Annotated in this window: 26 protein-coding genes and 1 pseudogene; 13 read left to right on the forward strand and 14 right to left on the reverse strand. The window is 59.2% G+C overall.

The features are described from left to right. Window positions 1–72 precede the first annotated feature (72 nt). From EGM87_RS10370 to EGM87_RS10380, 3 genes are all read right to left on the reverse strand, one after another. Complete coding sequence (locus EGM87_RS10370) at window positions 73–1,401, reverse strand: MFS transporter (RefSeq protein ID WP_165363306.1); 1,329 nt, start codon at window positions 1,399–1,401, stop codon at window positions 73–75. Continuing rightward, the gene (locus EGM87_RS10375) at window positions 1,398–3,056 is read right to left on the reverse strand and encodes an FAD-dependent oxidoreductase (RefSeq protein ID WP_137710338.1); all 1,659 of its coding nucleotides are present in this window, start codon (window positions 3,054–3,056) and stop codon (window positions 1,398–1,400) included. Before EGM87_RS10375 ends, EGM87_RS10370 begins: the two co-directional genes overlap by 4 nt. A gap of 292 nt (window positions 3,057–3,348) precedes the next feature. Then, the gene (locus EGM87_RS10380) at window positions 3,349–4,158 is read right to left on the reverse strand and encodes a fumarylacetoacetate hydrolase family protein (protein ID WP_238320086.1); all 810 of its coding nucleotides are present in this window, start codon (window positions 4,156–4,158) and stop codon (window positions 3,349–3,351) included. Window positions 4,159–4,500: 342 nt separating this feature from the next. Between EGM87_RS10380 and EGM87_RS10385 the strand changes: the two are divergent. Then, window positions 4,501–4,719, forward strand: a pseudogene (locus tag EGM87_RS10385) (MipA/OmpV family protein); the annotation flags it as partial. A gap of 74 nt (window positions 4,720–4,793) precedes the next feature. Next, entirely contained in the window at window positions 4,794–5,690 is an 897-nt protein-coding gene (locus tag EGM87_RS10390; protein WP_238320087.1) for a recombinase zinc beta ribbon domain-containing protein, read from the forward strand. A 472-nt stretch (window positions 5,691–6,162) separates the two neighbouring features. Here EGM87_RS10390 and EGM87_RS10395 read toward each other — a convergent pair whose 3' ends face one another. The 7 genes from EGM87_RS10395 to EGM87_RS10425 all read right to left on the reverse strand — a co-directional run bounded on the left by EGM87_RS10395 (window position 6,163) and on the right by EGM87_RS10425 (window position 14,289). Continuing rightward, entirely contained in the window at window positions 6,163–7,029 is an 867-nt protein-coding gene (locus EGM87_RS10395) for a hypothetical protein (RefSeq protein ID WP_044660079.1), read from the reverse strand. Between the two features lie 190 nt (window positions 7,030–7,219). Continuing rightward, complete coding sequence (locus EGM87_RS10400) at window positions 7,220–10,447, reverse strand: DEAD/DEAH box helicase (protein WP_171010077.1); 3,228 nt, start codon at window positions 10,445–10,447, stop codon at window positions 7,220–7,222. Between the two features lie 72 nt (window positions 10,448–10,519). Next, on the reverse strand, window positions 10,520–11,038 hold the full coding sequence (locus EGM87_RS10405; protein WP_044660080.1) for a hypothetical protein: 519 nt from the start codon (window positions 11,036–11,038) through the stop codon (window positions 10,520–10,522). Between the two features lie 3 nt (window positions 11,039–11,041). Continuing rightward, window positions 11,042–11,545, reverse strand: a complete 504-nt coding sequence (locus tag EGM87_RS10410) for a GIY-YIG nuclease family protein (RefSeq protein ID WP_044660081.1) — start codon at window positions 11,543–11,545, stop codon at window positions 11,042–11,044. A gap of 14 nt (window positions 11,546–11,559) precedes the next feature. After that, window positions 11,560–12,483 carry a phage exclusion protein Lit family protein gene (locus EGM87_RS10415; protein ID WP_044660082.1) on the reverse strand — a complete coding sequence of 308 codons (924 nt, stop codon included), beginning with the start codon at window positions 12,481–12,483 and terminating at the stop codon, window positions 11,560–11,562. Window positions 12,484–12,781: 298 nt separating this feature from the next. Continuing rightward, window positions 12,782–13,936 carry a hypothetical protein gene (locus EGM87_RS10420; protein ID WP_044660083.1) on the reverse strand — a complete coding sequence of 385 codons (1,155 nt, stop codon included), beginning with the start codon at window positions 13,934–13,936 and terminating at the stop codon, window positions 12,782–12,784. Continuing rightward, the gene (locus EGM87_RS10425) at window positions 13,933–14,289 is read right to left on the reverse strand and encodes a hypothetical protein (RefSeq protein ID WP_137710337.1); all 357 of its coding nucleotides are present in this window, start codon (window positions 14,287–14,289) and stop codon (window positions 13,933–13,935) included. Before EGM87_RS10425 ends, EGM87_RS10420 begins: the two co-directional genes overlap by 4 nt. A 700-nt stretch (window positions 14,290–14,989) precedes the next feature. Here EGM87_RS10425 and EGM87_RS10430 point away from each other — a divergent pair. Then, a complete protein-coding gene (locus tag EGM87_RS10430) occupies window positions 14,990–15,268 on the forward strand; it encodes a hypothetical protein (protein ID WP_238320088.1) in 279 nt (92 codons plus the stop codon). Window positions 15,269–15,306: 38 nt separating this feature from the next. Here the strand turns inward: EGM87_RS10430 and EGM87_RS10435 are convergent, their stop codons facing one another. The 4 genes from EGM87_RS10435 to EGM87_RS10450 all read right to left on the reverse strand — a co-directional run bounded on the left by EGM87_RS10435 (window position 15,307) and on the right by EGM87_RS10450 (window position 18,602). Then, window positions 15,307–16,182 (reverse strand): 3'-5' exonuclease, encoded by an 876-nt coding sequence (locus EGM87_RS10435; RefSeq protein ID WP_044660085.1) that lies wholly within the window; start codon window positions 16,180–16,182, stop codon window positions 15,307–15,309. Then, window positions 16,179–16,904, reverse strand: a complete 726-nt coding sequence (locus tag EGM87_RS10440; protein WP_171010091.1) for an RES family NAD+ phosphorylase — start codon at window positions 16,902–16,904, stop codon at window positions 16,179–16,181. The genes EGM87_RS10435 and EGM87_RS10440 overlap by 4 nt, the downstream gene beginning before the upstream one ends. Beyond that, entirely contained in the window at window positions 16,898–17,311 is a 414-nt protein-coding gene (locus EGM87_RS10445) for an MbcA/ParS/Xre antitoxin family protein (RefSeq protein ID WP_044662753.1), read from the reverse strand. The genes EGM87_RS10440 and EGM87_RS10445 overlap by 7 nt, the downstream gene beginning before the upstream one ends. A 76-nt stretch (window positions 17,312–17,387) precedes the next feature. Beyond that, window positions 17,388–18,602 (reverse strand): tyrosine-type recombinase/integrase, encoded by a 1,215-nt coding sequence (locus EGM87_RS10450; RefSeq protein WP_137710336.1) that lies wholly within the window; start codon window positions 18,600–18,602, stop codon window positions 17,388–17,390. 365 nt (window positions 18,603–18,967) lie between these two features. On the opposite strand from EGM87_RS10450, the gene EGM87_RS10455 reads away from it, so the two are divergent. The 10 genes from EGM87_RS10455 (at window position 18,968) to EGM87_RS10500 (ending at window position 25,997) form a co-directional block, all read left to right on the forward strand. After that, entirely contained in the window at window positions 18,968–20,308 is a 1,341-nt protein-coding gene (locus EGM87_RS10455; RefSeq protein WP_044660087.1) for a tyrosine-type recombinase/integrase, read from the forward strand. A gap of 143 nt (window positions 20,309–20,451) precedes the next feature. Beyond that, the gene (locus EGM87_RS10460) at window positions 20,452–21,159 is read left to right on the forward strand and encodes a hypothetical protein (protein WP_137710335.1); all 708 of its coding nucleotides are present in this window, start codon (window positions 20,452–20,454) and stop codon (window positions 21,157–21,159) included. A gap of 182 nt (window positions 21,160–21,341) precedes the next feature. Then, the gene (locus tag EGM87_RS10465; RefSeq protein WP_044660089.1) at window positions 21,342–21,542 is read left to right on the forward strand and encodes a helix-turn-helix transcriptional regulator; all 201 of its coding nucleotides are present in this window, start codon (window positions 21,342–21,344) and stop codon (window positions 21,540–21,542) included. A gap of 208 nt (window positions 21,543–21,750) precedes the next feature. Beyond that, complete coding sequence (locus EGM87_RS10470) at window positions 21,751–22,035, forward strand: hypothetical protein (RefSeq protein ID WP_137710334.1); 285 nt, start codon at window positions 21,751–21,753, stop codon at window positions 22,033–22,035. Next, entirely contained in the window at window positions 22,028–22,219 is a 192-nt protein-coding gene (locus EGM87_RS10475; RefSeq protein WP_044660092.1) for a hypothetical protein, read from the forward strand. The genes EGM87_RS10470 and EGM87_RS10475 overlap by 8 nt, the downstream gene beginning before the upstream one ends. Further along, complete coding sequence (locus EGM87_RS10480; protein ID WP_197565230.1) at window positions 22,216–22,416, forward strand: arginine repressor; 201 nt, start codon at window positions 22,216–22,218, stop codon at window positions 22,414–22,416. Before EGM87_RS10475 ends, EGM87_RS10480 begins: the two co-directional genes overlap by 4 nt. Next, entirely contained in the window at window positions 22,409–22,798 is a 390-nt protein-coding gene (locus EGM87_RS10485) for a hypothetical protein (protein WP_238320090.1), read from the forward strand. The genes EGM87_RS10480 and EGM87_RS10485 overlap by 8 nt, the downstream gene beginning before the upstream one ends. Window positions 22,799–22,972: 174 nt before the next feature. Beyond that, window positions 22,973–23,730, forward strand: a protein-coding gene (locus EGM87_RS10490; RefSeq protein WP_137708757.1) for an IS5 family transposase whose coding sequence is annotated in 2 segments (ribosomal slippage) — window positions 22,973–23,306 and window positions 23,306–23,730 — 759 coding nt in all. Because the reading frame shifts where the segments join, the coding sequence is not laid out codon by codon here. A 20-nt stretch (window positions 23,731–23,750) separates the two neighbouring features. Next, window positions 23,751–24,689: a hypothetical protein gene (locus tag EGM87_RS10495; protein ID WP_044660093.1), complete on the forward strand. Its 939-nt coding sequence runs from the start codon at window positions 23,751–23,753 to the stop codon at window positions 24,687–24,689. 108 nt (window positions 24,690–24,797) lie between these two features. Continuing rightward, on the forward strand, window positions 24,798–25,997 hold the full coding sequence (locus tag EGM87_RS10500) for an IS256 family transposase (RefSeq protein ID WP_083199228.1): 1,200 nt from the start codon (window positions 24,798–24,800) through the stop codon (window positions 25,995–25,997). Window positions 25,998–26,000 lie beyond the last annotated feature (3 nt).

A 26,000-nucleotide genomic window follows, 5' to 3' on the forward strand; every position in this document is an offset into this window, starting at 1 on the left:
CGATCATAATGTCAGGCTGCAATAGGTGGGAGGCATCGTATGCGCGTGGGTGGCGGCGTTCAAGCGTTCATGTCAGGCGTAGTCGCGCTGCCTGATGCGCAGAAGCAGGGCAGCCGCGAGCAGGGCCGGCATCGCCATGACCAGGGAGACCATTGCGCGCTCATGTCCGAGCGAGAACAGCAATCCGCCCAGCGCGGGTCCAAGTGCGCTCCCGAACCGTCCAACCCCGATGACGAAGCCGATGCCCGAGGCACGCGCCGAGGGAGGAAAGTTTCGCGAGAGAATGGCGTACAGGTTGACCATGCCGCCTATGGTGCTGGCGCCGACGAGGACCGACATGGCGACGAGGACCGGCAAATCCATGGGGACCACGCCGAAGAGCGCGATGGCCAGGCCGCTCAACGTGACCGCGGCGATCACGACCCGCTTGAGCCCAAGCCTTGGCACGAGAAACGCAAAGGCGGAACCGCCCAGCACGCCGCTGACGCTCATCGCCGTGGCGGCCAGCGCCGCCTGAGAGACGGTGTGCCCGGCGCCGGTGATCAGCGACGGCACCCAGCTCTGGATATAATAAAGGGAAAGCGTAAACAGGAAAAAGATGGCCGCGGCGGCGACCGTTGCAGGGAGTTCGGCTGGGGTCAGCAGCAGGCGGATCGACCGACGCCGCGCCCGGGGGCGAATGGCGTCGGGTGCGACGCTAGCCGGCTGGCCGCACCGATTGAGCAAATGGTTCAGCCGCGTCTGCGTCGCCGGCCCGCCCCTCGACAGAATGCCGACGATCGACTCGGGCAGCCAGAGCAGGACGATCGCCAGCATGACCATGCCAAGACCGCTCGCTACAAGGAAAAGCGCCCGCCAGCCCAATAGCGGGATCATCCACGCCGCCAGAATGCCGCTCACGATCGCGCCGGCGGGCAGGCCGAGATTGACGATGGCCACCGAAATGTCCCGCCGCTTCGCATTGGCATATTCGGCCGCAAGCGGGTTGATGACTGCCGCCATCGTGCCGACGCCCAGGCCGGTAATCAGACGCGACCCGATAAGGTCGAAGAGATTGCCCGCGAGCGCTGTCCAAAGCGTGCCGCCGATCATCATCAGCAAGCTGAACAGCAGCGGGCGCCGCCGCCCATAGATGTCGGCGAGCGGCGAGAGAAAGAGCGATCCCAGCGCCATGCCGGCCAGAGCCGCCGCCAGAACCAGCCCGATGGCGGCCTTGCCGATCGCCATCTCTCGACCGATGACCGGCGCTGCGAAAGTGATCGCGAACAGATCCAGTCCGTCGAGCGCGCACATCGCGGTCAGCGCGAGGATGGAGAGCTTTTGCACCCGATGCATAGGAGCATCGAGAAACGCCTGCCAGAAGCCGGGCAACGCGTCGGGAGAATCCGATAGGTCGTTCACTCCGCACTTGCCCCGTCGTCGGACGCCGGGGATAGGCCGGCGGCATGGGCGAGCACGTCGCCCGCCGGCCATATGTCACCCCGCCAGGCGACATGCTGGTCGGGCCGTATCAAGGCCAGCCGCCGTTCATAGAGCGCGGCCACCCTGGGCTCGTCGATTGTCACGATCTTGAGAGGAATGCCGGATTTCGCGGCGTCATGCTCCGCCTCGCGCGTATCCGCGCCTCCGAAGGCGATAAGGGTGAAGCCGGCGCCAAAATGATCATAAAGCGACGAGCCGTCAGCGAGCCATGCATGCGGAGCCAGGCTGCCGGGTGCGGCGCTTGGCGTATAATCGAGCGACAGTCGCCAATCGGCTCCCGTGCCGTCGTCCCGGATGACCGGTGATCGCCAATAACGAAGGCCAAGCACGACACCGAGCGTATAAAATTCCCTTGGCTTGGTCTGCGCGATCAGGTCGGACACCTCACGCCGGACGGCATCGCCCTCCGGGCCATCATCCTCTATCCCGCTGCGGAATAGATTGCCCGGTTGGGTGCCGTGATTGCCTTCGGCTTCGTCCAACACGATTTCGTGGATCAGTCGCCGTTCGGCCTCATAGCTGTCCAGCAGGGCTGGACCGCCCCATCCTTGCAGCGCGGCCGCAAGCTTCCACCCCAGGTCGACGCCGTCCGCGACCCCCATGTTCATCCCGAAGCCGCCATAAGGCGGATGAAGATGACAGGCATCCCCCGCCAGGAAGACGCGCCCGTCGCGATATTTGTCCGCGAGAAGGCGGCTGGCGACCCACAGGTCGGAACTCAGAATTCGGTAAGGCAGGTCGATCCCGGTCGAACGCTTGATGAGGTCGAGCGCCTCCTCATCGGTGAACATTTTTTCCGGCGGCAGACTCAAAGGCATGAAAAACCACAGATCGCCTTCATCCATGGGACCGATCACGCTCGGCACATCCGGATTGACCTGCCAATACATGATTCCTGGCCCCTGCCGATGCGCGTCGGCGAGGCCCGGGGCGCTGAAGATGATATTATAATTGCGCGAGAGGCCGTACCGCCCTTCCATCTTCGCCCCGATCGCCTCACGCACGGTACTGCGCGCGCCGTCGGCTCCGACCAGATAGTCCGCTTCGATCACATGCTCCTCGCCCGTATCGACGGCTTTGACGGTCACCCGGACCGCCATGTCGTCCTGCTCGAAGGAGATGAATTCGCAACCATGCGCCATGGTGACGCAATCGATGGCGAGAAGGCGTTCCCTGAGGACGGACTCGAGCTTGTATTGCGGGATCCACTGCCCATGCTCGGAATAGCGTTCGTCACGCCGCGGCGAACCCTGCATCGCATTTTCGAAGCGGGCCAGCGGATAGCCGTTCAGCCGGGTAACGAAATGCACATCCGTGGGGTAGTCGATGCCGAACGGCGAAGCCTGGGCGAGGACATCGGCAAGTCCCCAGCGACGCAACAGCTCACGCGTCCGGACATGCGTGGTCTTGGCCCGGGGGGCATGTCCGCCCCTCGACTCCCGCTCGATGAGCAGACAGTCGATGGAGCGCATGCCAAGTTCGAGTGCGGTGGCGAGGCCCGTTGGACCGCCACCGACAATGACGATACGAGGGCGCTGGGCGGAGAGATCAGGGGAAGGGTTTTTCGTTTTCATGAACCGACGCTACCGCGTCCGATCACGCATCGAGATATGGCAGAAGATAAAGAGTGATGCCTGGGAACTATCGAGCGGAATGCCCTTATGCCGGACGGGGAACATTTCGGCCGACAACGCTTGGTCTGCACCGTCAGAAGCTCATCAATCGCTCGGGCAAAGCGTTGCAGCGGTTGCCATGGCAAACCGCTGCGCTGGCCTGAATAGTTGACCTGCCGCATGTTGGAGGATTGAGCCGGTCCCGCGTGCAATCCTTGCCGGTTGTGCCGTCTGCCGACGGCACTGTCCCATGCTATGGGGCGGACACGACATTCTCGATAGCGCCGATTTTGTCGACCTCGCATCGTACGACATCGCCCGGCTTGAGGAAGCGGGGCGGGTCCATCGCGACACCAACCCCCTCTGGCGTGCCGGTCGCGAGAATATCGCCGGGCTCCAGCATAAAGGCCGTCGAGAGATAGGCGATCTGTTCCCAGATATTGTAAATGAGTTCGTTGCTATTGCTGTCCTGCCGAACCTCGCCGTTGACCAGGCATCGGATGCGCAAGTCGTGCGGGTCGGCTATTTCATCGGCCGTGACGATCCAGGGGCCTATCGGTCCGTGGGTATCGAAGGACTTCCCGACCGTGAACGTCGGCGAATGAAACTGCCAGTCTCGCGCAGAGACATCGTTTACGACGACATAGCCGAACACGTGCGACCGGGCCGCACTTGCGGTGACACCTTTTGCGGCCGTCCCGACGATCACTCCCAATTCGACTTCATAATCCAGCTTTTCCGTAACACCCGGATCGATCGGATCGAATGGCCCGGAAAGGCAAGTCGTCTGCTTGTTGAACCACAATTGCTGCTTGGGGGCCGGAATGCCGTGGCGCTCGCCCTCTTCCGCATGCTTGCGATAGTTCATGCCGATCGCAAGAAATTTGCCGGGCCGTTCGATGGGGCAGACAAGTTGCGCATCGGACAGGGGGATGGAGGGCGTTCTGGACGCGACAAATGCAGCAATATGGCCCAGCGCCGTCTCGCCGCCGGCGACGATTGAAAGCATGGTGGGGTAGTCGTGCAGTTCCGCCAGCGGGACGATGCCATCATCCTTCAGCACGCCCAGGCCGATGCCGTTTGCCGATCTGTACCGTAATAATTTCATGTCGAACCTCTCTCATATCTGGGGCCGCACAAGGGCCTGCCATTGTCCCCTTCGTGAAGGCGCCGCGCCATCCGTGCTTCTTCCCTTTCGACATCGACTAAGGCACCGCTTCACGGTCTCATGTCAGCCCGGCATCGGCGTTGCGGAGCGGAGCGGCTAGATAGAGGAATAGACCAGGTGATAGCCGCCATGCATCAGAGCAGGCGGTGAACAGCGCCGGCTTTGCCCCATGCTTCGACTCTTGAGCAGATGGGGCCGATATGAACCTTCTTCTCGACGGGCCGGAGGGCCAGCAGGGTTTCCAAAGGCTGGATACCTGCCTATGCCGCCAAGTCCGGACTTGAAACCGTCGAATGGTCTCTGGGGCTGTTTTACCGAGCCAGCGAACGGTGGAGTGTCATTGGTTTCCTCAACTATCAGCGACTGCTCGATAGCACCGCCAAAAGCCCGATCGTTCGCCAGGTAGGAACGGCAAGCCAACTGGGGTTCGGCTTGGCTATCGTTCGGAAGTTCTAGACGAAACGTCTGACACCTTATGGACGTGGCGCCAGTGATCGGGCGCGGCGTCGCACCGCTTCAACACCTATGATGTGAAGAAGAAGCGCCGCAAGCCGCCGGAAGAGCATGCCGTCATGGAGGTGCCGCCGATCATCAGCGTGGCTGAGTTCGAGGCGGTTCAGCGATCCTTGAAGGCGCGCAGCCCCAAAATGATGCCACCGCGCGCGGTCGGGGGATCGACGCTACTGACCGGCATCTGCTTCTGCGCGAGCTGCAACGGCGCCATGACGCTCCGCACGGGCACGAGCCGAAGCGGGCAAGAATACCGTTACTACACCTGCGCGACCAAGGCGACGAAGGGGAAAACTGGCTGCAAGGGCGTCTCAGTTCCGATGCATCAGCTCAACCAGGCGGTCGTCGACCATCTGGAGAAGCGACTGCTCGATACTGCGCGCCTGGAAGGTCTGATGGATCAACTGCTCAACCGACGCGACGAATGGGCGGCAGAACGCCGTCTACACGTCGCTGAGATGGAGCGTCGCGCGACCGAGGCAGAGGCCAAGCTGACGCGGCTCTACGAAGCGATTGAGAACGGCCTAGTGGATATTGGCGACGCATCGCTCAAAACGCGGATCGCAGAACTGACGGCCATCCGCAATCAGGCTCGCGGTGACGCCGAGCGAGCGGTCACGCACATCGAGCGGATCGGTCCAGAAATCACGCCACACACGCTCGGCACTTTCGCCCGAGCCGTTCGCCGCAAGCTACGGCACGAGGATGGCACCTATGCCCGAAACCAAATTCGCGCGGTCGCGCAGCGGGTGGAAGTGATCAGCAAAACCGATGTCCGCATCCGTGGCAATCGCACGGAATTGTTGCGAACCCTCACCGCCGCCTCTGGCGTAGAGGCGGCGGTGCTAGGGACTCGTGGTTTTGGACCGAAATGGTGGCTTACGGGACTCATAAAGCGACTCTATCATCCTGATTAAGCTAGATAATTTGTACTAGAGGATGACAAAGGCCCCCGGATAAGCCCCCAAAAAATTTCGAGCCAATTCGGCACGAATTCGAGTCCTTGGCACGCCTTGGAGAAGGCGATTCTTCCTTTTTCCGCTGCGACCTCCATCAGAATTCGAAGCCGCTGACGACCCTTTGCGGCCATTCAGCGATCGATTTTCGTTCCCCGGCAGCAGACCGTCCGCTATTCTTGCTTCGGCCTTCGTAAGATTAGCCAGTTGCTGACTGGCAGATCCGAGATAGAGATCGGGCTAAGTAGCCACTCGGTTATGAGATAGCCGGTTAGCTGTATCAATAAGCCGCAACGTCTGGTTAGCGGACCGAATATTGAGTGGCGATGAGACTGTAGCTGACCCTGGCTGATCGAAGTTACCAAACCGAGCGTTGGCTATTCCGCCTTGCGCAAGCATGACGTGCTACTCACCTTTCACAGCGAGCCTCGGACTAGCCCGATGCAAAATGCGTTGCGCCCGTAAAATATTGACCGACATTGCCGATATCACCCATGTCGAACCCTAGGATCTGATACTCAAGCCGCTGTTGCATAAGTACTGAAGGGCCCCCTTCGAGAAATGGATTGACCATTTCTGACATAATGGGTCGAAGCCCGGGACGCAGCTCCACTCCACTGGGCGTGGCGACCGCGAACTGTTGGAAACCGGCGACGCTAGGTACGTCGGGGTCGTCCATTACTTCGCGGAGTATCTTAAGCGGGTCGAGGATCGTAGGCATCACATCGGTTTCCGTCTCACGAGCCTTTTCGACAATCTCCGCAACCTTCGCATTTCCCGACCCCAAGCAAACCAGCGCACCGCTTCCAACTTGAGCGACTTCACTCGCCTTGCTGATAGCGACGGCGTCCTCGTTTATTTCGATGCTGATGTGAAACGCTTGGGCGGGCGATGCCGGCGTACTGCGACCAAAGACCAGCCCATCGAATATATGGATGTCTGTTTTTTCCCAGCGGCGTCGCTCATTGACCACGAGCGCGGCGCAGCGTGCATAGAGGTCAGCTACCTCCGATACCGTTGGTCCATTATCGAAATCATTGACCACAAGAAGATTCTGAAGACACGTGCTTGCTAAGCCGTTGGCGGTCTGCCCGGCAAATACATTGCCAGCAAATGCAAATCCCATACTGGGTAGTCGGCATTTTTCAGTCTCAACGAATTTACCATGCTTGTTGAGTACAATTGGTACAGAAAAGATCTTGGGACCTGCTTCGCCGACCGTTCTCGACGCCGAGCCAAAACGCGTGTCCGCAACGACAGCGAGTCCCTCTATCATCTGCCAGGCCAGAACCAGCGTCATCAAACCTCCTTTCGCTTATTGGCTTGCGATATCCAATATCTGATCGCATACATTGCATTACCGCTTTTAGGATATCAATTGAGGTCGTGGAGCGCTGCTAGGGCACACTTCCCCCCGAAATCGACCCATCCGAGACCTTCAGGTTCTAAACCCCTCTCCCCAACAGCGAACCGTCGGCTAACCAATCGGCTCAGCGAAGCGCTGGCCGCTCCCCGAATGTTGCAAGGATTTCGGCAAGCTCCTGCTGCAAAGCCACCGAAAGTCCAAGGCTATCGAGCGGACGGAACTGCAGCCAGTTGCGAGTTGCTGCCACGTCGAGGTTTCTGGACGGTGCCTTTGGCGCGAGTTTCATGGCAACGACGCGGGACACCCCCAATGCCATCAAGCTAATCATGGTGCGGTCAGACGCACCTATCTCCAGATATAGCGGAACCGATGGAACAGCGTTCCTGACGTCCTCGAAACCCAAGTCTTCAAGGACTTGGAGCAATATGGCGGTGTAGCAGCTGAAAAGGCGCACGCATTGGTATCGGACCTCGCGTTCGACCAATTCTAAGGTCTTGCGTACGACCTCGCGCTGATCATCGTCCGGATACTTGTCGAGTTGGTTCTGGACGATGCGAGGTAAAGGCCGACCTTCCATCCACCACAGCGCGATTAGAGCGAGAAACCGATGGAACTTGCTCTCGCGCTTCAACCCCAAGATGACGCGGTGGCATAGTTGCAGGATCATGGCGTAGGAATCGTAGGCGCCATCGTCCCTCGGATGTTTTGGCAGCAATTCCTTAGCGGCGCCCGGTGACTGCCTGGCCCGTTTCATGATGATGCTGTAGAGCCGTTGCTGTCGGTGCGCCGACACATTCGGACTCTTGCGAAGGACGTCAGCCGGGATTGTGATCTGGTCGGAAACGGCTACTATGGCACTGCGAACAGACGCTAAAATCTCATCGGATATCCGCTGGCCAGCCTGCATGCGCTCCAACGCTGATTCCAGCGTCCCGCATTTTTGGTCATGTAATAAGCGTACGAACGCAGCTTCCAGATCGTCGTCCGATTTCTTGACAGGCTGTCCGATGATCCGCAGGAGCGCAGTACTCCGGTTCAGGACGCTGTCTTCAATCGCAGGAATGATGTTGGTAGCGCGCTGGTCGTTCAGTGGCTGCTTCTTCCAGTTTTCGTATTCAATCAGAAAAATATTGCCCTGATACTCCTTCAAAAGGCGCCCAGCTCGACCAGCCAGGTTCCAGAAATCGACCGATGCGATGGCCGAGTGCTTTCCTTTTTTCGGGTAGCACATGAAAATGTTCTTTGCGGGGAGGTTAACGCCCTGCAGCAAGGTGCTGGTGCATACTAGATAGTCGATGTCGCCACCTGCTACCGCTTTCTCGATCGCTTCACGAACCTGTGTCGGAATGTTCGAATAGTGGAAGCCGATGCCTTTGCGTACGCAATCGACAAGCGCGTAGGAGCCATGCACCGCCTCTGCGATCATGTCGGCCAGCGCTTCCCGAGCTGGAGTTGGTCTGCGACCCTCGAAGCGCTTCGAGAGCCGCAAGGCGATGTCTTCGGCATCTCCAGGGCCATTGGCATAAACGATGTTGATCGAACCGGCGCCAAATAAGCATGCGGAATTGACCAGCTTTTCGGCCCGCGTGACCGTTCGCAATCCGAGTTCTCGTCTAGCGATTAAAGTGGGCTGCATCCCCCGCTCGCGCAGGTAAACTGCTATCGCTCCGGTTTGAGGATTCTCGACGCGAACGGCAAGGAAATTTTGTCCGACGGTTGCTTCGCGCGATGGCATGGGCTCGACATCGGAGAGGCCGAGGAGACGGCCGAAGATGTCGAGGTTGCGAACCCCTGGGCTTGCGAAAAGCAGCTGCGACTGAGGCGCTCTGCCGAGAAGCTCCTCAAGCACCCAATGCAACAAGATGCCACGTGAGCCTTCCGCAATTGTGTGAGCCTCGTCGACGATGATGATGTCGGCGCAGAACGCTGCGTGTTGGGCCAACATCAGCTGCAGTCGCTCTTGGGTCATCACGTAGACGGCCCGGCTCGGCAGTGCCATCTCGCTTTCAACCGGGACGGTCACGACATCGATGGTATAGCCATCGTTGGATCTTGCAGCTAGCAATCGGCGCAGGTCCCGCGATACCTGTGATATCAGGGCTCGCGTCGGGACGATGTAGGCTACCGTGCGGAGGTCGCCTTCGTCCAGTTTCTTCGCGAGGAAATTCTGAAGCACGAAAGATTTGCCCGCTGAAGTTGGGGCGGCTACGGCCAATCGCTGACGGGCGACGAGTTTCGTCCACAGGCGATGCTGAAAGTCCGTGAGAATGACCGATTGTTCATTCAACGTTACGGTGCGGCTTTCTGTGCGGGTTAGCTCCTCGATCATTAGGCGCATGGGAAGATCATCCCGTGCAAACGCGGTTGCCATGATGACCCACGGACCTTCGACGCGATAACTCTTCAGCTTCATCACTGCACCGCTGACGGCGGCCCACATCGTCCTGTCGACAGCGTCCTTGGAGATCGTTTTTCCATCGGTCGCGTGTAGATCGGTGATGCTCCACCCCTGATCGATATAGCCTTTGCGGTGTGAGATCGCCCAGGAGATCGCGGAACGAGGATTCTGCGGCTCTCGCGGATGGGCGCGGTGCATGATGTAGCCTTCCAGGCTCGGCGTATCGTGGACTTGGCCGAACTGACCGCCGGGCGAGACCGGAACACTAGCATCGACACGCGCAAATTCTATGTCTTGGTTCGGCCGCAACACAGAGAGCGGGGCGACGGTGACGATGAGGCGCGGATCATTCTTTGGCGGCGTGAAGGGCAGGCGGATGCGCTCGCATCGCGACAGCATCTCGTCGTGCAGCGCCTTGAGGCGCTCGGGGATCGCGGCGGCAGCGCCGAACGCCTCGCGCAACTCCGTCGTATCCATCTCGAAATTCCCCCGGCTGTTTCTGCCCATGAAGCGACTCGTGCCGTTCATCGTGCTCCTGTGTGGGGCCAGGAGGCTCGGAGGAACCCTGATGACCAGCGCCTCGCCGGGAGCTTTATCCTCGGCTTCGCCTGGCTTCGGCGCCAGCGGGACCGCATGCACCTGGAACGCGGGCAGTCGAACGTCGATGTTGTCCTGAGCCCAGCTATAGATTCGTTGGATCACCTTATCGAGGCTGATGGTGCGCGTGACCGGCCTGATCCGGGCAGCAACGCCGTCCTCCTCCTCGATCCCATAGATAATGTCGCCGCCCTCGCTGTTTGCGAAGGCGACGATGTCTGCGATCATGCCGTTACATTCCTTCTTTTCCTTGGGGTCAGGCAGGTCCGCTTTGAAGTCCAGGCGCCTGTTTTCAGGGCGGCCGAGAAGCCGCTGCAGATGCTCCTCGGTTATGCTGTCTATCGGTGCCTCAATCAACGTCCGGTCCCTCTCCTTGATAGCCTTCTCGCAGGCCTGCCACTCAAAATCGTAAGCCCACAAAAGCGTAAATCAGGCTAACCCGCCGTGGCGTTCGAGCACGCGCATGAGGACGGCGTTCGCCTGAGTGAAATTATCGCGCTGACCCTTGATCTGATAGGCCCATTTCGCGCCGTGGAACAGATTGTTGCGAAGGCGCCAGACGATCATCAGCAGGGTTAGAATGCGGTCGCGCGGATCGTTGTTCGCACCCCGAATGACGGCTTCGACAAGGTCGGGGTGGTCGTACTTGCGCAGGTCCAGGAATGGATAGTGGTAGGTCAGCTCGCCGTTGGCAAAATAGCGGTCGCGAAAGTATGCCAGCTCCGCGTCATAGAGGTCGGCACCCAGCATGTCGGAGCCCGCCCAGGCATCGACTTTCTCGGTGATGCGATCGACGCGGGCGTTCGCTTCCATGATCTCGGCCTCGAACAGGCTCCAGAGGAAGGCGAAGTCGAAGATCGCTCGGCGATCGTCGTTGGGTAGATCCTGAAACCCCGGGGCTCTCGCCTCCAGCCACGCTTCGCTTGCGCTCTTTGGCTTCTCCACCATCGATCAGTCCTCCGGTTCGTCGTTGCGCCGGCTCAGCTCCGAAAAGTCGGTGAGCGCGTCGCAGTTGATGCAATGATACATCTGCGAGGCATCCTGAAAGGCCATGCCGCAAAAACATCCGCAGAAGGGGCAACACTCGTCGATTTCGAGATCGCCCCATTCCCAGACGCCGAGATATTCAGGGACGGCATCGCGATCGTACCCGACGATCTGAAAGGCGTCGGCATTCTTCGCGACAAAGCCGTCGCTGGTGGCGCGCATGAGGATTGGCAGGATGTCTGCCGGCTCGAGCGCGAACCACTCGCCGCGAACCCGTGTCGCTGCGAAGTGACGATGCAGGCGACGTTCCAGCTCGAACGTCTCCTCGGTATTGATCCATCCGAGGAGACGGATAGCGGAGGGATTGCCAGTCTGGAGGTTGCCGCGACGCTTTTCGATGTCCTTGGCGACGCCGATCTTGATGCGGCAATAGCCGCTGTCCTCTTCGCCTATGAAATAGACCGGCATCGCTCGCGTCCACCTCAGCCGATCAGGTCGAGAAGGCCTTCGACCACTGCCTTGTCCGATGTCGCGACGAGGTCCAGCGGTCGGCTCTCTTGGCGCATGATCGCGATGAGCAGGCAGGCGGTGAAGGTCCAGAAGGGAGATCCTTCTGACAGGCCATGGCCGTCGATCATGGCTCGGATGCGCTCTCCGATTGGCGGGTAGTCGGCATTTCCCCGTTGCGCATGGACGGGTGTCATTGCGTGGACGATGATCGCCGCGAGGGCGATGCCCATGGCCCGCTTCTGAGCGACCTGCGCGAAGGTGTGGCCGTTGTCGCGGGCATATTCGGCCAAGTTGCTCGTCATCGTTTCGCGCGCCCACGTGTCGCAGGCCAACTCTTCCTCATAGCCTTCCTCGGGTGCGTTACCGGCCGCGCGGAAGATGACGTGCTTCAGCTCGTGAAGGAGTGCGAAGGCGAAGGCCAGGCCGACAAGGTCGGAGGCCGCCATCGCTCGCGCGTCGCCCAGGCTGGCGCGGTCAGCGGTCGGCATGGGAATGTCTTCGGGCCATTGGATGGCGGCGGTGCTACCCGCCGCCCGGAGACTGTGGGCGGCAGCGATGCGTTGCTTGAAGTCGAACTCGAACTGGCCCCGGCCGTGATCAGCCTTGAGCGCCGCGTCGATCGATACGCCGGTACTGGTGACAAGGATCAGCGCGGGGGCGTAGACCTCGATTGCGTGCCAGGCGGCGAAACCCAATAGCCAGAAGAAATCCACCGTCTTGGTGTCAAATTTGATCCGCTTGCTGGTCGCGTTCAATGTCAGGCCAGCGCCGCTCGGGGCGACTTCAACGGAATGTTGATGGTCGGCCCACAGTCGGCAAAGCTCATCGGCCTTTTCTGGAACGGCGCCCCGCAATAGGCTCAGCACAATCGTTTGATCGGACGGTTCAGTCGGCATAAAATCTCACTGCTGGAGGGGCACAGGAAGCGGATTCATTAATAATCTCGGGCTTTCAACATGATCCTATCGAGGTGAAAGCCGGGTATAAAGATGTCGCGGGTGTTCAATCCACAAGGCAGCAGGTCGAGCGTGGGCTCGCTGGGCCACAAATTGTGACCTCGGTCATGGCGAACAGAGAGAGCGCCATCGCTATCGTTGATGGTTCCACCTGAGCCACACGCCGCGTTCGACCTTTTCAGCTCGAAGTTATCTGATTGCTCGAGCTCCGCGATCTTCCGCTAAACAGCGGCCCGTCTCATGGGACCAGAGCAATCAACTCGACGCATTCACGCCTGACAGCGGTGACGATATTTTGATAGCGCTTTGAGTTCATGTAGCCCCGCACCGAATGCACTTGATCATTCACCAAGGTTACCCATAATTTCGGTCGGCGGAGGAAAACGCTATCGTCGCTTTCAACGACAACGCCCATTTTTGTATTATCCGTTGACAAAACGCGGCCCGGCGCTGTGAAGCTTCCTAGCTCCCGAGGGATTTCTACAATTTGATCTCTATCAGTAGCAGCCAAACGCTTGATGGTACCGTTTTGGAACTCCACCCAGATGGTGCTCTTGAACAGAAATACCCGTTTAGCGGATGACCCGGCATGTTCGATTAACTCTTTAAAGAGTGCCGACTGATCTGTGTAATCCAACCCGCTGACCGTCATCAGCTCGACATTATCCTGTTTGCTTTCTTCAGCTTCAAACCTGTTTTCCACGGCCAAAGCAGCACGTCCAGATTTTGCGCGGTAGAATTCTACTTGAGTGGGCGTCCGCAGATTCGAAATGGCATCCGTGTTCAATTCGATGCCATACGACTGCGAAGCAAACTCTTGGAACGCTATTTCCCAACCGCTTTCGTCTGTGCTCGTCCCAAACGCGATCAGTCCACCGTTTTTTCCGCACGCGGCGCTGACTGCACCATAACGGCATCGAAACTGCCGACAGGCCAAATCCGACACACGTCGTTGATTAAGTGAAACTCTGGCAGTGCGCCCGATACCGCCAAATTCCAGATTGTCACGGTCAAGCGCTGTAAACTGATGAATACTCTTCTCGGTGCTTAAGTATGCTCGGCCATAATAAAAACGAATATCTAGGACTGACTTAAAATCAATTTTTCTGTCGAAAGTGTAAGAAAACCGCTCGACGTCATCTTCGCTGACATCAATTGTTGAATCTACTTCTAGTAGGCGATCAATCTCCTGATCCGGCCTGCCGAGAACAATTCTGCGGTTGTCGGCGAACAGTTTGCCGGCAGCGTTGCCACTTCCATTCAGTCGCTTGTTACAGAATTCTTCAATATCGAAAGCGCGAATCAGGCCATCTTTCGAGATGAGCCATGCAAAATCGAAATATAGGTAGCACTCAACGTATGATCCGTGCAGACTGAGCGTCTTCCGTCTCATATTTTGCCCTTCCGGATGCGTCCAGCGATCAGCTCGTCAATTTGCGGTTCATCGCCTGCTTCCCACATTGAGATAATCTCTTCTGGGATCTCATAATGCTCGTCATTAGAAGGCGACACTGGGTAGCCGTGCCAAGGCCCGGGATGATTGCCACAATAAGGAAAAAAGGCGACCCGCTCGCCGGATTCTCCTACGATGAGAGAGGCGTTATGGGAAATCCACCAGTGATTATCTTGGTCGCATTGCCAGATTTTATCATCGCTCGTATCGAAGAAATCCGCCTCTTCAGAAACTGCCACTGTCTTAGCCCATAGCGTTTTTCCGGACTTAATTCTTTGACGATGATAGTTCATGGACTTGTAAGTCCGCGCGTTCCGAGACGTGTAGCCAAATACGATTCCGTCACTTTCTGCAGTCAGCCGTTGCAACGTCGCCCCTCTTTGTTGACCCAACCCTAATACGTTGGTCTGTCGTCATTTCGCTCTTAGACTGGATCGCGGCATAGCGCGAGCAGGATCGAGATAGTCATGGCAAGTTCCTCTTCGCTGAAGGAACTTCCAACCTCAAAGGGCAACCTCGCCCCGCCAAAGGCCCATATTTACCGCATTACAGTGCCCCACGCGACCCTCCCGCGGAGCGGGTTCGTGCATTGGTCGGCAGCCGACGCGCGCGAACGGCAGCTATCCCCACATCCCAGCTCCGAACCAGACATTCGCCTATCGGCCAAAACTGGAAATTGGGAAACGGATTGTCGGTGCTGAAACTCCCACAGAATCCAAAGCCAAATATAGCCATATGCCGGACCTTGTCTCCCAGCCGACATCAGACTGTGATTTGCTACCTTCGCTCCTTTACGGCCCGCCACAGCGTCGCCAGACTGGTCAGCACCGCAGCCACCCCAAGAAGAAACGATCCGTCTATAATCAGCATTGCCGACTCCTCTCCTGCTCGATATGTTCGCTATTTGTTCTAATGTAGGGAAGAGGGATTCGGCGATGTGCGTTCTGATCACCCCCGATTTCGGATAGTGTCCGCCTGCGGGTTACCGGCGACGTGGAAACGGTGTTGGCAGTGCCCTATGAAAATGACGATCGATTTCTGGTTGGCCTGAGCGACGGCACATTGCTGATGGGCTCCTACGACAAGCATATGCGCTGCCGTTGGGAAGTCGCTCGCGATGGTGCCGGCTTCGTTCATTTCGAGGGCAATGCTACCCGTGTCGAGTGGCGCATCGAATGGCTGACTGTCGCGGCATTCGATGCTCGTGTCGCGGAGCCCGGCAATCCGCCGGCGTTGCCGCTTTTTCCGGACCTTGATCGCTGGGCGGCATGAAGCCGGCGAGCGCTCGGCGTAAGAATGCGACCTACGGTTTATCGATGCCGCTCGCAGGCCGTGACGGGTATGAACGCTGGTTCGCCATATCCACCATAAACCTCACTGAGCAGCCAGCCGCGCTCGGCATCTGCCTCCCCTTGGCCGATACTCTTCCACCAGAAGCGCAAGGCAGCATCCCAGCGATACCCTCGCGCTTTCAGACGATCCTTGGCATCGAAAGGCGCATCGATGGCGTTGACGCGCCAGGTTGGCTGCTCCGAGCAAGCAATGAGCTTTGCAAGGATCGTGTCGCCGTCCGGCATTCCGTGCGAAAGCAGATACAGAAGGGCGAGTATGTCGTTTTCGGCCCGATGTCCCTCGTAGAACCATCCACATTGCGAAATGAGATGCGCAAGTGCCCGCCCCTCGAAACCAAGCTCGAGCCAGTCCAGTTCGGCCATTGAACAGGCCCATGGCTTGCCGGCAATGGCCGGCAGGCGACGATCGACAAACGGTCGATCAAAAGCGGCATTATGGGCAACGACGATGTCGGCAGAGGCAAGTATGTCCACGGCCGCAGCATCGTCGATAGCCTGACCTGCAAGGTCTTCCGCCGTCAGGCCGGTAAGCATCGTGATCCTGGGGTCCAGCGGCATGGCCGGATCCTCACGCCAGACGCGGGGCGTGCCTACCTGGATGATGCGCCCCCGTGCGTCGAACCGGAAGCGCTGGACAGCCAGTTCGATGATGCGATCCGCATCGTGGTTCAGCCCGGTTGTCTCAACGTCGATCACGACGCCAATCCGGCTCGGGACGAATGGGACCGCCTCATGGAACGCCGGTACCGGCATGAGGCGTCGCTGCACACGGAAGTCAGGATGTGCGCCCAACAATTCGGCCGCATGTGCATGGCGATCATGGACGGCGTTCATGCTGCCTCGACGACCCTGAAGACGGCGCCGCTTCCTGCATCACGCACGAGATCGACCCGCTTTCCATCCCAGTGATAATCCAGATGCCGCCCCTGAACAGGGCCGGACGCGCAATCCGGGTAGAAGAGAGCGACGCATTCCCCACCAGTCTGCCGAACGCTCGGATAGGCAATGCCGTTCGACCCACCGGCGCGCAGGCGCGCCGCGAGTTGCTGCGCCGCTCGATAACTATCCGCGTCAAGGCAGGCCCGGAATTCCTTCCTGTCGTCACGAAGATCATGAAGCTCGGCATCGACCTTCATCAGGATCTCGCGGAACTGAGATGTCCATCCCGCAGGCTCGCTGGTCCTGCCCATGAAGGCCGCATGGTGATGGATCGTCTCGAACAGCGCGGTTTCATAGCAGCGTGCCACGTAGAGGACGCCAAATTCTCCGCCCGAGAAGCGGCTCGGCCGATCGATGCTGACATGCGTGAACGATGCCATCAGATATGAGGCACCGGCACCTCCAACGCGCCGTCCCGACGGCACAAGATCGATATTGCCGACGGATGCCATGATGCGCGGATTCGTCTTCTGCTCGGCTGAAAGCAGAAGGGGCCAGTCGGCGGGGTCGGCAATATCCTCGAACAGGTCGATGGGAGGATAGATGCTGCGGATGATCCTGACCGCCCCCTCCCATTCGACCTTGCTGACCGGCGGTTCGTCTGCCGTCGTCACCAGCCGCCGCGCTCCGCGTCGAGATAGCGCCGGACCCGCATGATATCGGTCAGTTCACCCCCAATCATCACCTGCAAAGCGCTGGCGTCGCCAAAAGCGGCATTGGGGGCCTTGATCCAGTCATATCCGCGCTGCGGCTCCTGAAAGATGATCCGCAAAGCCTTGTGGATGCCCATCAAGTTGGAAAGCCGGGCCAGCCCGTCGCGCGAGATACGTCCCGGCCCCTCCGCCTTCCACCTGCGGTAGGTCCGCACCGGCATGTCAGTCAGCACGGCAGCCTGCTCATCCGTGATACCCCAGCGCGCAAAGAGGTTGAGCGCCGAACGAAACAGCGCGCCACCCTCTTCCTGCGAAATCGGCTCCGGCCGGAAAGGGGCCGGAACAGTGTCGATCGGCTGCAACATCGCCATAAGCGCCTCCATTTGGCATGATATAATTCATAAGACGCCATTTGGCAATAAACACAAAAGTGGTAGCCGAGAAGGTTCAGGTGCCGAACATGGGATGGATCACCTCCGCGCCATCCCGCAACCGACAGAGATAATTCGACCACCATTGCGCCATGCGAACCCGCTCGTCCCAATGAGCCCCACGATGATAAGCAGCCCGGACGCTGTCACGCTCCCGATGCGCCAGGGACCTTTCGATAGCATCAGGATGCCAGAGCCCACTTTCATTCAGAAGCGTACTCGCAGTGGATCGGAAACCATGCGAGGTCATCTCGTTGCTCGTGAAGCCCATGCGCCGGATGGCGATGTTCAGCGTATTTTCGCAGATCGGCTTGAGCCATGTACTGTTGGCAGGAAACAGATAGTCACCCCGGTTTCCCAAAGCCCGGAGAGCCTGCAGCAGATCGAGCGATTGCTTCGACAAGGGAAAGACATGAGGCTTGCGCATCTTCGTGCGCTCGGCAGGGACGCGCCAAATCGCCGCCTCGAAATCAATCTCGTCCCACTTTGCCTTCCGCAATTCGCCAGGACGGAGATAGACATGCGGGGCCAGCTGCAAAGCAAACCGCGTTTCAATCCTGCCGCCATAGCCATCGATCGCACGCAGCAGTTCGCCAACCTTCTCCGGCTTCAGGATGGCGGCATGATGCTTTACCTTTGGGCTGACCAGCGCACCACGCAGAATGTCAGCCGGGTTGTGCTGCGCCCGTAAGGTTGCCACCGCATAACGAAATACGCGGCCGGAAAATGCACGGGCGCGAGTGGCAGATTCATAATGTTCTTTCTGCTCGAACCGCTTGAACGCCCTGAGCAACTCATGGGCCGTGATATCCTTGATGGGCCGATTGCCTATCTTGGGGTCCAGCACGTCGCGAAACCAGCGCATCTTCTTGAGCGTGGCGGGGGCCTTGCCCTCAATCTCCATCTTCGCGATGAATTCGTCCGCCACGACCCGGAAGGTCGTGCGGGCCGCAGCCTCGGCCTTCAGCCTTTCCTGCTTCCTGTGCGCAACAGGGTCGACGCCCTGCTCAAGATATTCCCGGGCTTCGTCGCGCTTCTCGCGCGCCTCTCGCAGGCTTATGTCGGGATAGCGCCCCAGCGCCATCTTCTTCTCGATGCCGTGAAAGCGGAACTTCACCCGCCAGAGCAGCGAGCCATTGGGGTTGACCAGGAGATAGAGCCCGGCGCCGTCGGCGACCTTATAGGCTTTTTCCCTGGGCTTTAGGGACTTGATCTGAACTGCAGTCAGCATCTGGGGGCCTCGACTCAAGCATGTCATTTAGGCCCCCGGATTTGGGGCCCCCAAATCACCTGGATGCAGGTGGACGCGTGGGGGCTTCACCGGAAAGCCGATGCTCAAGCATACCAAATTTTTGGCTGATTTTCGAGGGTTTAGGCCCCTTTGGAGGGGCGTTCCTGGTGCCGCTTACGTGACTCGAACACGTGACCCTCGCATTACGAATAAGAGGTTCGGTATAGTCAAGCGCAATCATACGCCATCGCGTATCACTTCTGTTTCTTAGGTGTTCCCGTAGTGTTTCGTCATTCGTCCTCAGACGTATTCACATGCAACCGCCAGCGTGATATTCCTGTGCTTATCCAGATGGAGATAAGCCCATGGCAACAGGGAAGATCACGAAAAGGGCTGTCGATGCGGTGCCGGTGCCGGCGACCGGCAAGCGCAGCCACCTATGGGACGACAGCCTAAAGGGCTTCGGCCTGATGGTGACGGACAAGGGCGCACGGTCCTATATCCTGCAATATCGGATCGGCGGACGCGGCAATCCTACCCGCCGCGTGACCATCGGGAAGCATGGATCGCCATGGACGCCGGAGACGGCACGCAACCGGGCATCCGAATTGCTGGAACAGGTACGACGCAAGGTCGATCCCTTCGACACTGAGCGGGAGAAGGTCGAAACAGCGAAGGCAGAGAAGGAGAGTAGGGCGGCGCAGAAAGTCGTGTTGAGCCGCCTCGCCTTCGATACCATCGCGGACAATTTCATCAGCGGCTATGCGAAGAAGAACATCAAGCGCTGGAAAGAGTATGAGGGCGTGATCGCCCGCGACCTGAAACCGGCTTTTGGTTCTACCCCCCTCCCCTCCATCGCATCGGCGGACATTTCCGATCTGCTGGACCAGATCGGAGAGCGCGGATCGTCCACCGCCCTGCGCGCATACAATGTCCTGCGGGCTATCGACGTCTATGCGCTGGAAAAGGAGAAGAGGCATTATAAGGCCGCGCAATCGCCGCTGTCCGATGTGCAGCGCCCCGGCACGGTCGCGAAGCGCGAGCGCCATCTTGCGGACGATGAACTTGCAGGGGTGTGGCAGGCTGCGGGCGGTATGGGCTGGCCGTTCCTCCCCATCATTCGCCTCCTGATCCTGACAGGCCAGCGCCTCCGCGAAGTGGCACATATGGAATGGAAGGAACTGGACCTGAAAGCCGCGACGTGGCTCATCCCTGGCGAGCGGACAAAGAACGGCCAGACAACTCTTGTCCCACTAAGCCCCGAAGCCTTGGCAATCATAACCGATCTGCCGAAGATCAAGAATGACCATGACCTTGTGTTCCCGTCATCGAGTGGAACGGCCCTAACCGCCTTCTCGAAACCAAAGGCCAAGTTGGACGCAACCATATTAGCGCAGATGCAGGAAGTCGCCCAGGCGGCCGGGAGCGATGTCGAGAAGGTGCAGTTAAAGGATTGGCGCTTCCACGACTTGCGCCGAACGCTGGCCGTAGGCTGTCAGAAGCTCGGCGTTCCGGTCGAAGTCACAGAGGAAATTCTGAATCACCGATCCGGCACCCGCGACGGGATCGTCGGCGTCTATCAGGTCTACCGCTTCCAAGACGAAAAGGCGGAGGCGCTTACCGCGTGGGGCAAGCGGGTGAAAACACTGGCAGCACGGCAGGCCAGCCCGGCGAATGTCATTGATCTGGCGAGGCGGCAAGCATGAGGGGGGTTAGCATCACGCCTCCGCAAGACCCTACTCGGTCCTGCTATGGCGGGCGCCTGCTAAATATCCCAATATCGTCGGACGCCTCGTCATGGCCGGTAGCATCTGACGAATATCTCTATTGCTGGCAGGCTCTAATAGAGGTGGGTAAAGCGCTCCATGGTGATGAATGGTCGTTTTATGATCTTCTCGCGTTGGTGCCACAAAGGCCGCCCGAGATGGTGCGGGCCGAAGCCCGCAGTCCGGTGAAAGAAGATGACGCCTTTTGGGACCGTGAGGCTAAAAAATGGCAAGGAAATTGGAATGCTCATAAGCGCGTGAGTGCCGCAATCGAATGGTTCGGAGATGAGTTACGTAATAGTCGGGTTGCTGCGTTCACACTTAAGTCCGGGCGAATGCTGAAGGTGGAGCAGGGCCATTGGTTCGGAAAGGCCGCGCACGACGCTGCATTCTCGGCGGGCCAGATTGGCGGCTACTTCCTTTTCATAGGCCGCGATGAACTGATGGCGAGGCTGGCGCTGATCCGCGAACCAGAAATTGCCGTTCCATCGACGGCCGAACGGCTGCACCTATCGCCCTACATGAAACTCATGCTGGCGGTGATCGAGCAGTTTGGCGACAGACTCAGACAGCGCCCCCAGCCGAAGAAAATCGAAGTTGAACGCGCCATAGAGGAGATTGCCCCGCGCTTCGGCCTGCAATGCAACCCCTATGCCGGTGATCCTAATAGGAAGGCGGAGAAAGCAGCGTGGCGACCCGACAAAGGGCTGACCGCTTTAGGTGAAACCGCCCATGGGGTGATGGCGACCTTCATCCGGGAAATTTCCGACCAAAGCATGAAGGGAGGGTAACCCCTCAATCAACGGTTTTCTGCGGGTTTGACATAGGGGTACCCCCCAATTTGGCATAACCCAGTGGCCTGGGGTTACCCCGTTACCCTCTCCGCAGCCCGAAATTCTGGCAGCAGATCGTCATCCGACCTCAGACGTAACCACGCAATTTCGCTGGTCATGATCTGGGCGAAGGATCGATTATGACGCAGGCATATCTTCGCACGCCTGATGCCGCGAAGTATCTTGGCATCGGCAAAAGCACCCTGGAACGGAAGCGCATTGAGGGCACCGGGCCAGCATTCCGTCGCCTCGGTTCCAAGATCGTCACCTATGCGGTCAAGGACCTGGACGCGTGGGCCAGCCAGCATGTTCTGGAATCCACTTCGCAGGCCGCTGCCTGAATGCCGCTGGTGACGGCACGGCGCGCCGATAGCGCCGGAAAGAAAAGGGGCCGGGAACGCCACATTCCCAGCCCCGCGAATTTCGTCAACCACGACAGCAGCAAGGATAAGGGTTCAGACTGGCGGGCGCAACTGCTGATGCAGCGCCACCGCGTTTCGCCCAGCGTTGGCGACCTGATCCTGTCCCTCCATTTCGGGGAGGGTCGTCATGCCTAATCCCATGTTGGTCACGCCCGAAGCGGCGGAAATGCTGTCGATCATGCTGCATGAAATTGTCCTTCCGGATGGTTGGGATGTGTCGGGCTTCTGGCTCGATTCCGCCCAGCAACTTGCGCAGTTCCTTGCCGATCATCGCGGCAAGATCGGCCTTGAGGATGCTGCCATGCTGGCCGGGATCGGCGGTATGCTCGTCGTCATGGCAAAGCGCGAGCGGGAAGCATCTGCCGCCGCTGGCGCATTCCTTCGCGGCGAAGGAGGCGCTGGCCATGCCTGATCAGATCGTCATCAGCAAGGCCGCGATCGGTGGCCGCTTCCTCGTCAGCTTTGAGCCGCGCTCGGTCTCATGGCCCAGCCTTGAATTTCGCCACCACGGCGAGGCCAAGCGCTGCGCCGACGCCCGGCACGCTGCTCATGGCTGGCCCGTCATCGACCAGACAGCGGAAGGGGGTGAGGCATGATGGCCCCCTTCATCGACCATAGCGCAGCCGCCGTGGCGCTGCTGAACAGCGGCGAGCGCCTGACCCGGAAGGCTGGTTCCTTCCTTGGTCAACTCGCCGTCGATCCAACGCCCATGACCCCGGCGCAGGCTGAATGGCTTGCCAAGCTGCTGGACCGGGCCGGGCTTCCTCCTGTCGCGGGAGATGAAAATGTCTGATCTGTTCGACCGTGAATTCCATGCAAGCCGTGCAGGCGGCTATTCCTCTCCCGGCCATGTCTATCCCAATACTCCCGGCTTCAAGGGGTCGGCGGAGACGGGCCGGGAAGCCGCAGAAGCGATCAGCGATAAGCTGGGCAGGCTCCAGCGCCAGGTGTTCAATGCGGTGAAGGGCCGTGGCACCAACGGGCTGACTCCGGAAGAGGCGGCGGATTTGCTCGCCATCGATCGCGTGTCCGTCCAGCCCCGCTTTTCGGAACTGAAGGCCAAGGGCCTGATCGCCGATAGCGGTAAGCGCCGGGTGAACCCATCCAGCCACAAGCGTGCGGTGGTGTGGGTTCTGGCCTGCTTCACATCGGATGATCGCGAGAGCGGTGCATGACGCGCACCTATTGTAGGGTTTCGAGCGAATATTTGAGATCGCGAACAAAGCATGACTCTGGTAGCTTGGCGATGCTGTTGATCCGGAGGTTAGGGTCCAAACCCAATCAGCCTATTGAAAATCTGCGTTCACTTTGATTCAGGGGGTCTCCGCTGAAGCTGGAGGCTGTTTGGAATGTCGCGTTCGTTGTTCTGGTTGTCGGATGAAGCGTGGACAGCGATTGAGCCGCACTTGCCGAAGAACCAGCCCGGAGCGCGAAGGGTCGATGATCGCAGGGTGATCTCGGGCATCATTCACATGCTCAAGTGCGGTGGCCGCTGGGCGGATTGCCCTTCTGAATACGGCCCTTCGACGACGGTCTACAATCGCTGGAACCGGTGGAGCCGCCGGGGCATCTGGACCCGTATCCTGGCGGCGCTGACCGAGGAAGGCTGGATCGCGGAGACTGGCCAGATCGACAGCAGCTACATCAAGGCCCACCGCTCTGCCGGTGGTGCAAAAGGGGGGCGCGGGCCAATGCCATTGGCATTTCGCGTGGCGGCAGGACAACGAAGATCCACGCGCTCGTCGATGTCCTCGGGCGACCACTCCGCCTCGTCCTGACGCCCGGCAACACGTCGGATGTGAAGGGCGCAGACCTACTGATTGGCGAGACCATCGGCATGAAGCGGGTGATCGCCGACCGGGGCTACGACGCCAACCGCATCCGGGCCGCCTTGCGCGAACAGGGCACAATCCCCGTGATCCCCGGTCGACGCAACCGCAAGCGCCCGATCCAGTATGACGAACGCCGTTACAAGGACCGTTGGAGGGTCGAGGCCATGTTCTGCCGCCTCAAGGATTTTCGCCGTATCGCAACCCGCTACGACAAGCTCGCCAGAAACTTCCTGTCAGCCGTAAGCCTCGCAGCCGCCGTGGCCTTCTGGCTGTGATTGAGTCTCAACCCTAGTGAATGGCAAACGAAGACGCAGACACAGTTGAACAGGCAGGCGAAGTTACGCCCGCCAAGAAGCGCGGGAACTTCTTCGCCGTCGATCTTGATACATATCATGCCGTCTGTTCTCTCGGGGATCCGGATATAGCTGCGAGCTATCTAATTCTGGCTGCCGGGACGGGTGTGGACAATCGTACTTCGACTTGGTCCCGAGAGGCAATTAACGGGCGCACGTCGCTGAACTGGCGGAAAGCGCGCGATTGCATCGATAAGTTGGTTGAGGCCGGTTTCGTGTCGTGGATCAGGAAGGGCGCTCGCCCGCGACTTGACCTTATTCCGGTCGAGAAGAAATTGCCGCCGATCAGCGGGATGGCGTCTCAGACGGTCGATCTGGTACAGGATGGGAAGCAACCGATTGGATCTTCGCAGAAAGCTGCGGCAGCTCGAGCGCGCCAGCTTGGTTATCTTATCCAGCACCCTGATGGTTCTTACGCATTGCCGCCCCCGCGCAAGCTCCAGATGGTTTGGATGCCGAAGACATTGGTCGATGGTGCTGACGGCGAGCGCCCCCCTGTAGAACGAGTGAGGCGTGCACGCGATCCAATGGCCTTTAGGCTTTTGGTTGATCTGTATGGCATTCAGGACCTTGCCGAGCTGGGTGGAGTTGATCGTAGGTGGTTGCGCCGTAAATTTAACCGAGAGACTGTTCGGGCAACTGGCGCCTATCAGCTTTGGGTCTTCACCTATGATAACGAATATGTGAGCTGGGGCGGTCCTTTTGATGTCCACAGACGCGATCCTACCCCAGAGGAGAAAGCTGCAGGCAAGAACCATGCTGTCGAGTTTTTCGATCGCCTGCGCATCCTTAAGGATGCCGGGCTGATTGAATGGGTCGGCCGCGTCCCATCGCATGGTGTAACAGCGTCATTGCTGGGGCTTGAGGTGCAGGGAGCGTAGCGACCGGAGCCTTAAGTCCCAGCAATGACATGGCCCCTGTCTTGGCGGCCATCGCCGATCTTCGGTAGAGTTCGGGTTGCGAAACCAATGAACCTATCGGAGACGACGATGACCACAGACAGAATGGCGCTTATCGAGCTGGTTGAAAAGGGCGCAGACGCAGATCTCGTACGCGAGATGCTGGCCTTCGCTGCTGAACGGATGATGGAAACCGAGGTGCAGGCGCTAACCGGCGCTCCCCATGGGGCTCGAGATCCCTCAGGGCGGCAAGTTCAGCGCAACGGCTATCGTGAGCGCTCTTGGGAGACCAGGGCCGGCCATATTGATCTGGAGATCCCCCGCCTTCGCAAGGGGTCCTATTTTCCGTCCTTCCTTGAACCCCGGCGTACCGCTGAGAAGGCGCTGACCGCGGTCATTCAGGAGGCCTATGTACAAGGCATCTCGACCCGCTCGGTCGATAATCTGGTGAAGGCCATGGGCCTCACAGGCATCTCCAAGAGTTCCGTGAGCAGGCTGGTCGAGCAGATCGACGAGCGGGTCAACGCTTTTCTGAACAGGCCGATAGAAGGCGAATTTCCGTACGTCTGGCTCGATGCCACCTACATCAAATCCCGCCAGGCGGGTCGGATCCTGTCGACGGCGACAATAATCGCTGTCGGGGTGAGCACCGACGGCCGCCGTGAGGTGTTGGGTGTCGCCACCGGCCCCACCGAGGCGGAGACCTTCTGGAAGGGCTTCTTGCGGTCTCTCGCCGATCGCGGGCTGCGGGGCGTCAAACTTGTCATCGCCGATGATCACAAAGGATTGCGTGCCGCCGCCAGCAAGGTCTTCCATGCTACTCTGCAACGCTGCCGAATCCATTGGATGCGCAATGCCCTCGCGCATGTGTCGACCAAGCAGCGGCCGGCGGTCACGGCCATGATCAAGACGATCTTTGCCCAGGAGACCTCTCAGGAGGCCCATAAGCAGTGGCGGACAATCGCCGATGCCCTACGCGACCGCGCTCCCAGGCTCGCCGAAATGATGGACGCCGCACGAGAGGATGTCCTCGCCTATACCGCCTTCCCGAAGGACCATTGGCCCCAGATCTCCAGCACGAATCCTCTCGAGCGCCTCAACGGTGAGATCAAAAGAAGGTCCGACGTCGTCGGCATCTTTCCCAATGATGCGGCCGTGATCCGGCTCGTCGGCGCCCTGATGCTCGAACAGCAGGACGAATGGGCCGTATCCCGCCGATACATGAGCCTTGAAAGTCTCGCGCCAGTCAGCGACAATCCTCTCATCAAGCTGCCCGGCGTGGCGGCCTGATCC

The organism is Sphingobium sp. RSMS (assembly GCF_005406185.4).
Classification (GTDB): Bacteria; Pseudomonadota; Alphaproteobacteria; order Sphingomonadales; family Sphingomonadaceae; genus Sphingobium; species Sphingobium fuliginis.

Coding starts and splice junctions, on each gene's coding strand:
- EGM87_RS10495 (WP_044660093.1), top strand. CDS start 23,751: ATGGCAAACGAAGACGCAGACACAGTTGAACAGGCAGGCGAAGTTACG.
- EGM87_RS10395 (WP_044660079.1), bottom strand. CDS start 7,029: ATGACGCTGGTTCTGGCCTGGCAGATGATAGAGGGACTCGCTGTCGTT.
- EGM87_RS10420 (WP_044660083.1), bottom strand. CDS start 13,936: ATGAGACGGAAGACGCTCAGTCTGCACGGATCATACGTTGAGTGCTAC.
- EGM87_RS10425 (WP_137710337.1), bottom strand. CDS start 14,289: ATGAACTATCATCGTCAAAGAATTAAGTCCGGAAAAACGCTATGGGCT.
- EGM87_RS10415 (WP_044660082.1), bottom strand. CDS start 12,483: ATGCCGACTGAACCGTCCGATCAAACGATTGTGCTGAGCCTATTGCGG.
- EGM87_RS10500 (WP_083199228.1), top strand. CDS start 24,798: ATGACCACAGACAGAATGGCGCTTATCGAGCTGGTTGAAAAGGGCGCA.
- EGM87_RS10455 (WP_044660087.1), top strand. CDS start 18,968: ATGGCAACAGGGAAGATCACGAAAAGGGCTGTCGATGCGGTGCCGGTG.
- EGM87_RS10375 (WP_137710338.1), bottom strand. CDS start 3,056: ATGAAAACGAAAAACCCTTCCCCTGATCTCTCCGCCCAGCGCCCTCGT.
- EGM87_RS10470 (WP_137710334.1), top strand. CDS start 21,751: ATGCCTAATCCCATGTTGGTCACGCCCGAAGCGGCGGAAATGCTGTCG.
- EGM87_RS10480 (WP_197565230.1), top strand. CDS start 22,216: ATGATGGCCCCCTTCATCGACCATAGCGCAGCCGCCGTGGCGCTGCTG.
- EGM87_RS10475 (WP_044660092.1), top strand. CDS start 22,028: ATGCCTGATCAGATCGTCATCAGCAAGGCCGCGATCGGTGGCCGCTTC.
- EGM87_RS10485 (WP_238320090.1), top strand. CDS start 22,409: ATGTCTGATCTGTTCGACCGTGAATTCCATGCAAGCCGTGCAGGCGGC.
- EGM87_RS10465 (WP_044660089.1), top strand. CDS start 21,342: ATGACGCAGGCATATCTTCGCACGCCTGATGCCGCGAAGTATCTTGGC.
- EGM87_RS10410 (WP_044660081.1), bottom strand. CDS start 11,545: ATGCCGGTCTATTTCATAGGCGAAGAGGACAGCGGCTATTGCCGCATC.
- EGM87_RS10450 (WP_137710336.1), bottom strand. CDS start 18,602: ATGCTGACTGCAGTTCAGATCAAGTCCCTAAAGCCCAGGGAAAAAGCC.
- EGM87_RS10445 (WP_044662753.1), bottom strand. CDS start 17,311: ATGGCGATGTTGCAGCCGATCGACACTGTTCCGGCCCCTTTCCGGCCG.
- EGM87_RS10435 (WP_044660085.1), bottom strand. CDS start 16,182: ATGAACGCCGTCCATGATCGCCATGCACATGCGGCCGAATTGTTGGGC.
- EGM87_RS10405 (WP_044660080.1), bottom strand. CDS start 11,038: ATGGTGGAGAAGCCAAAGAGCGCAAGCGAAGCGTGGCTGGAGGCGAGA.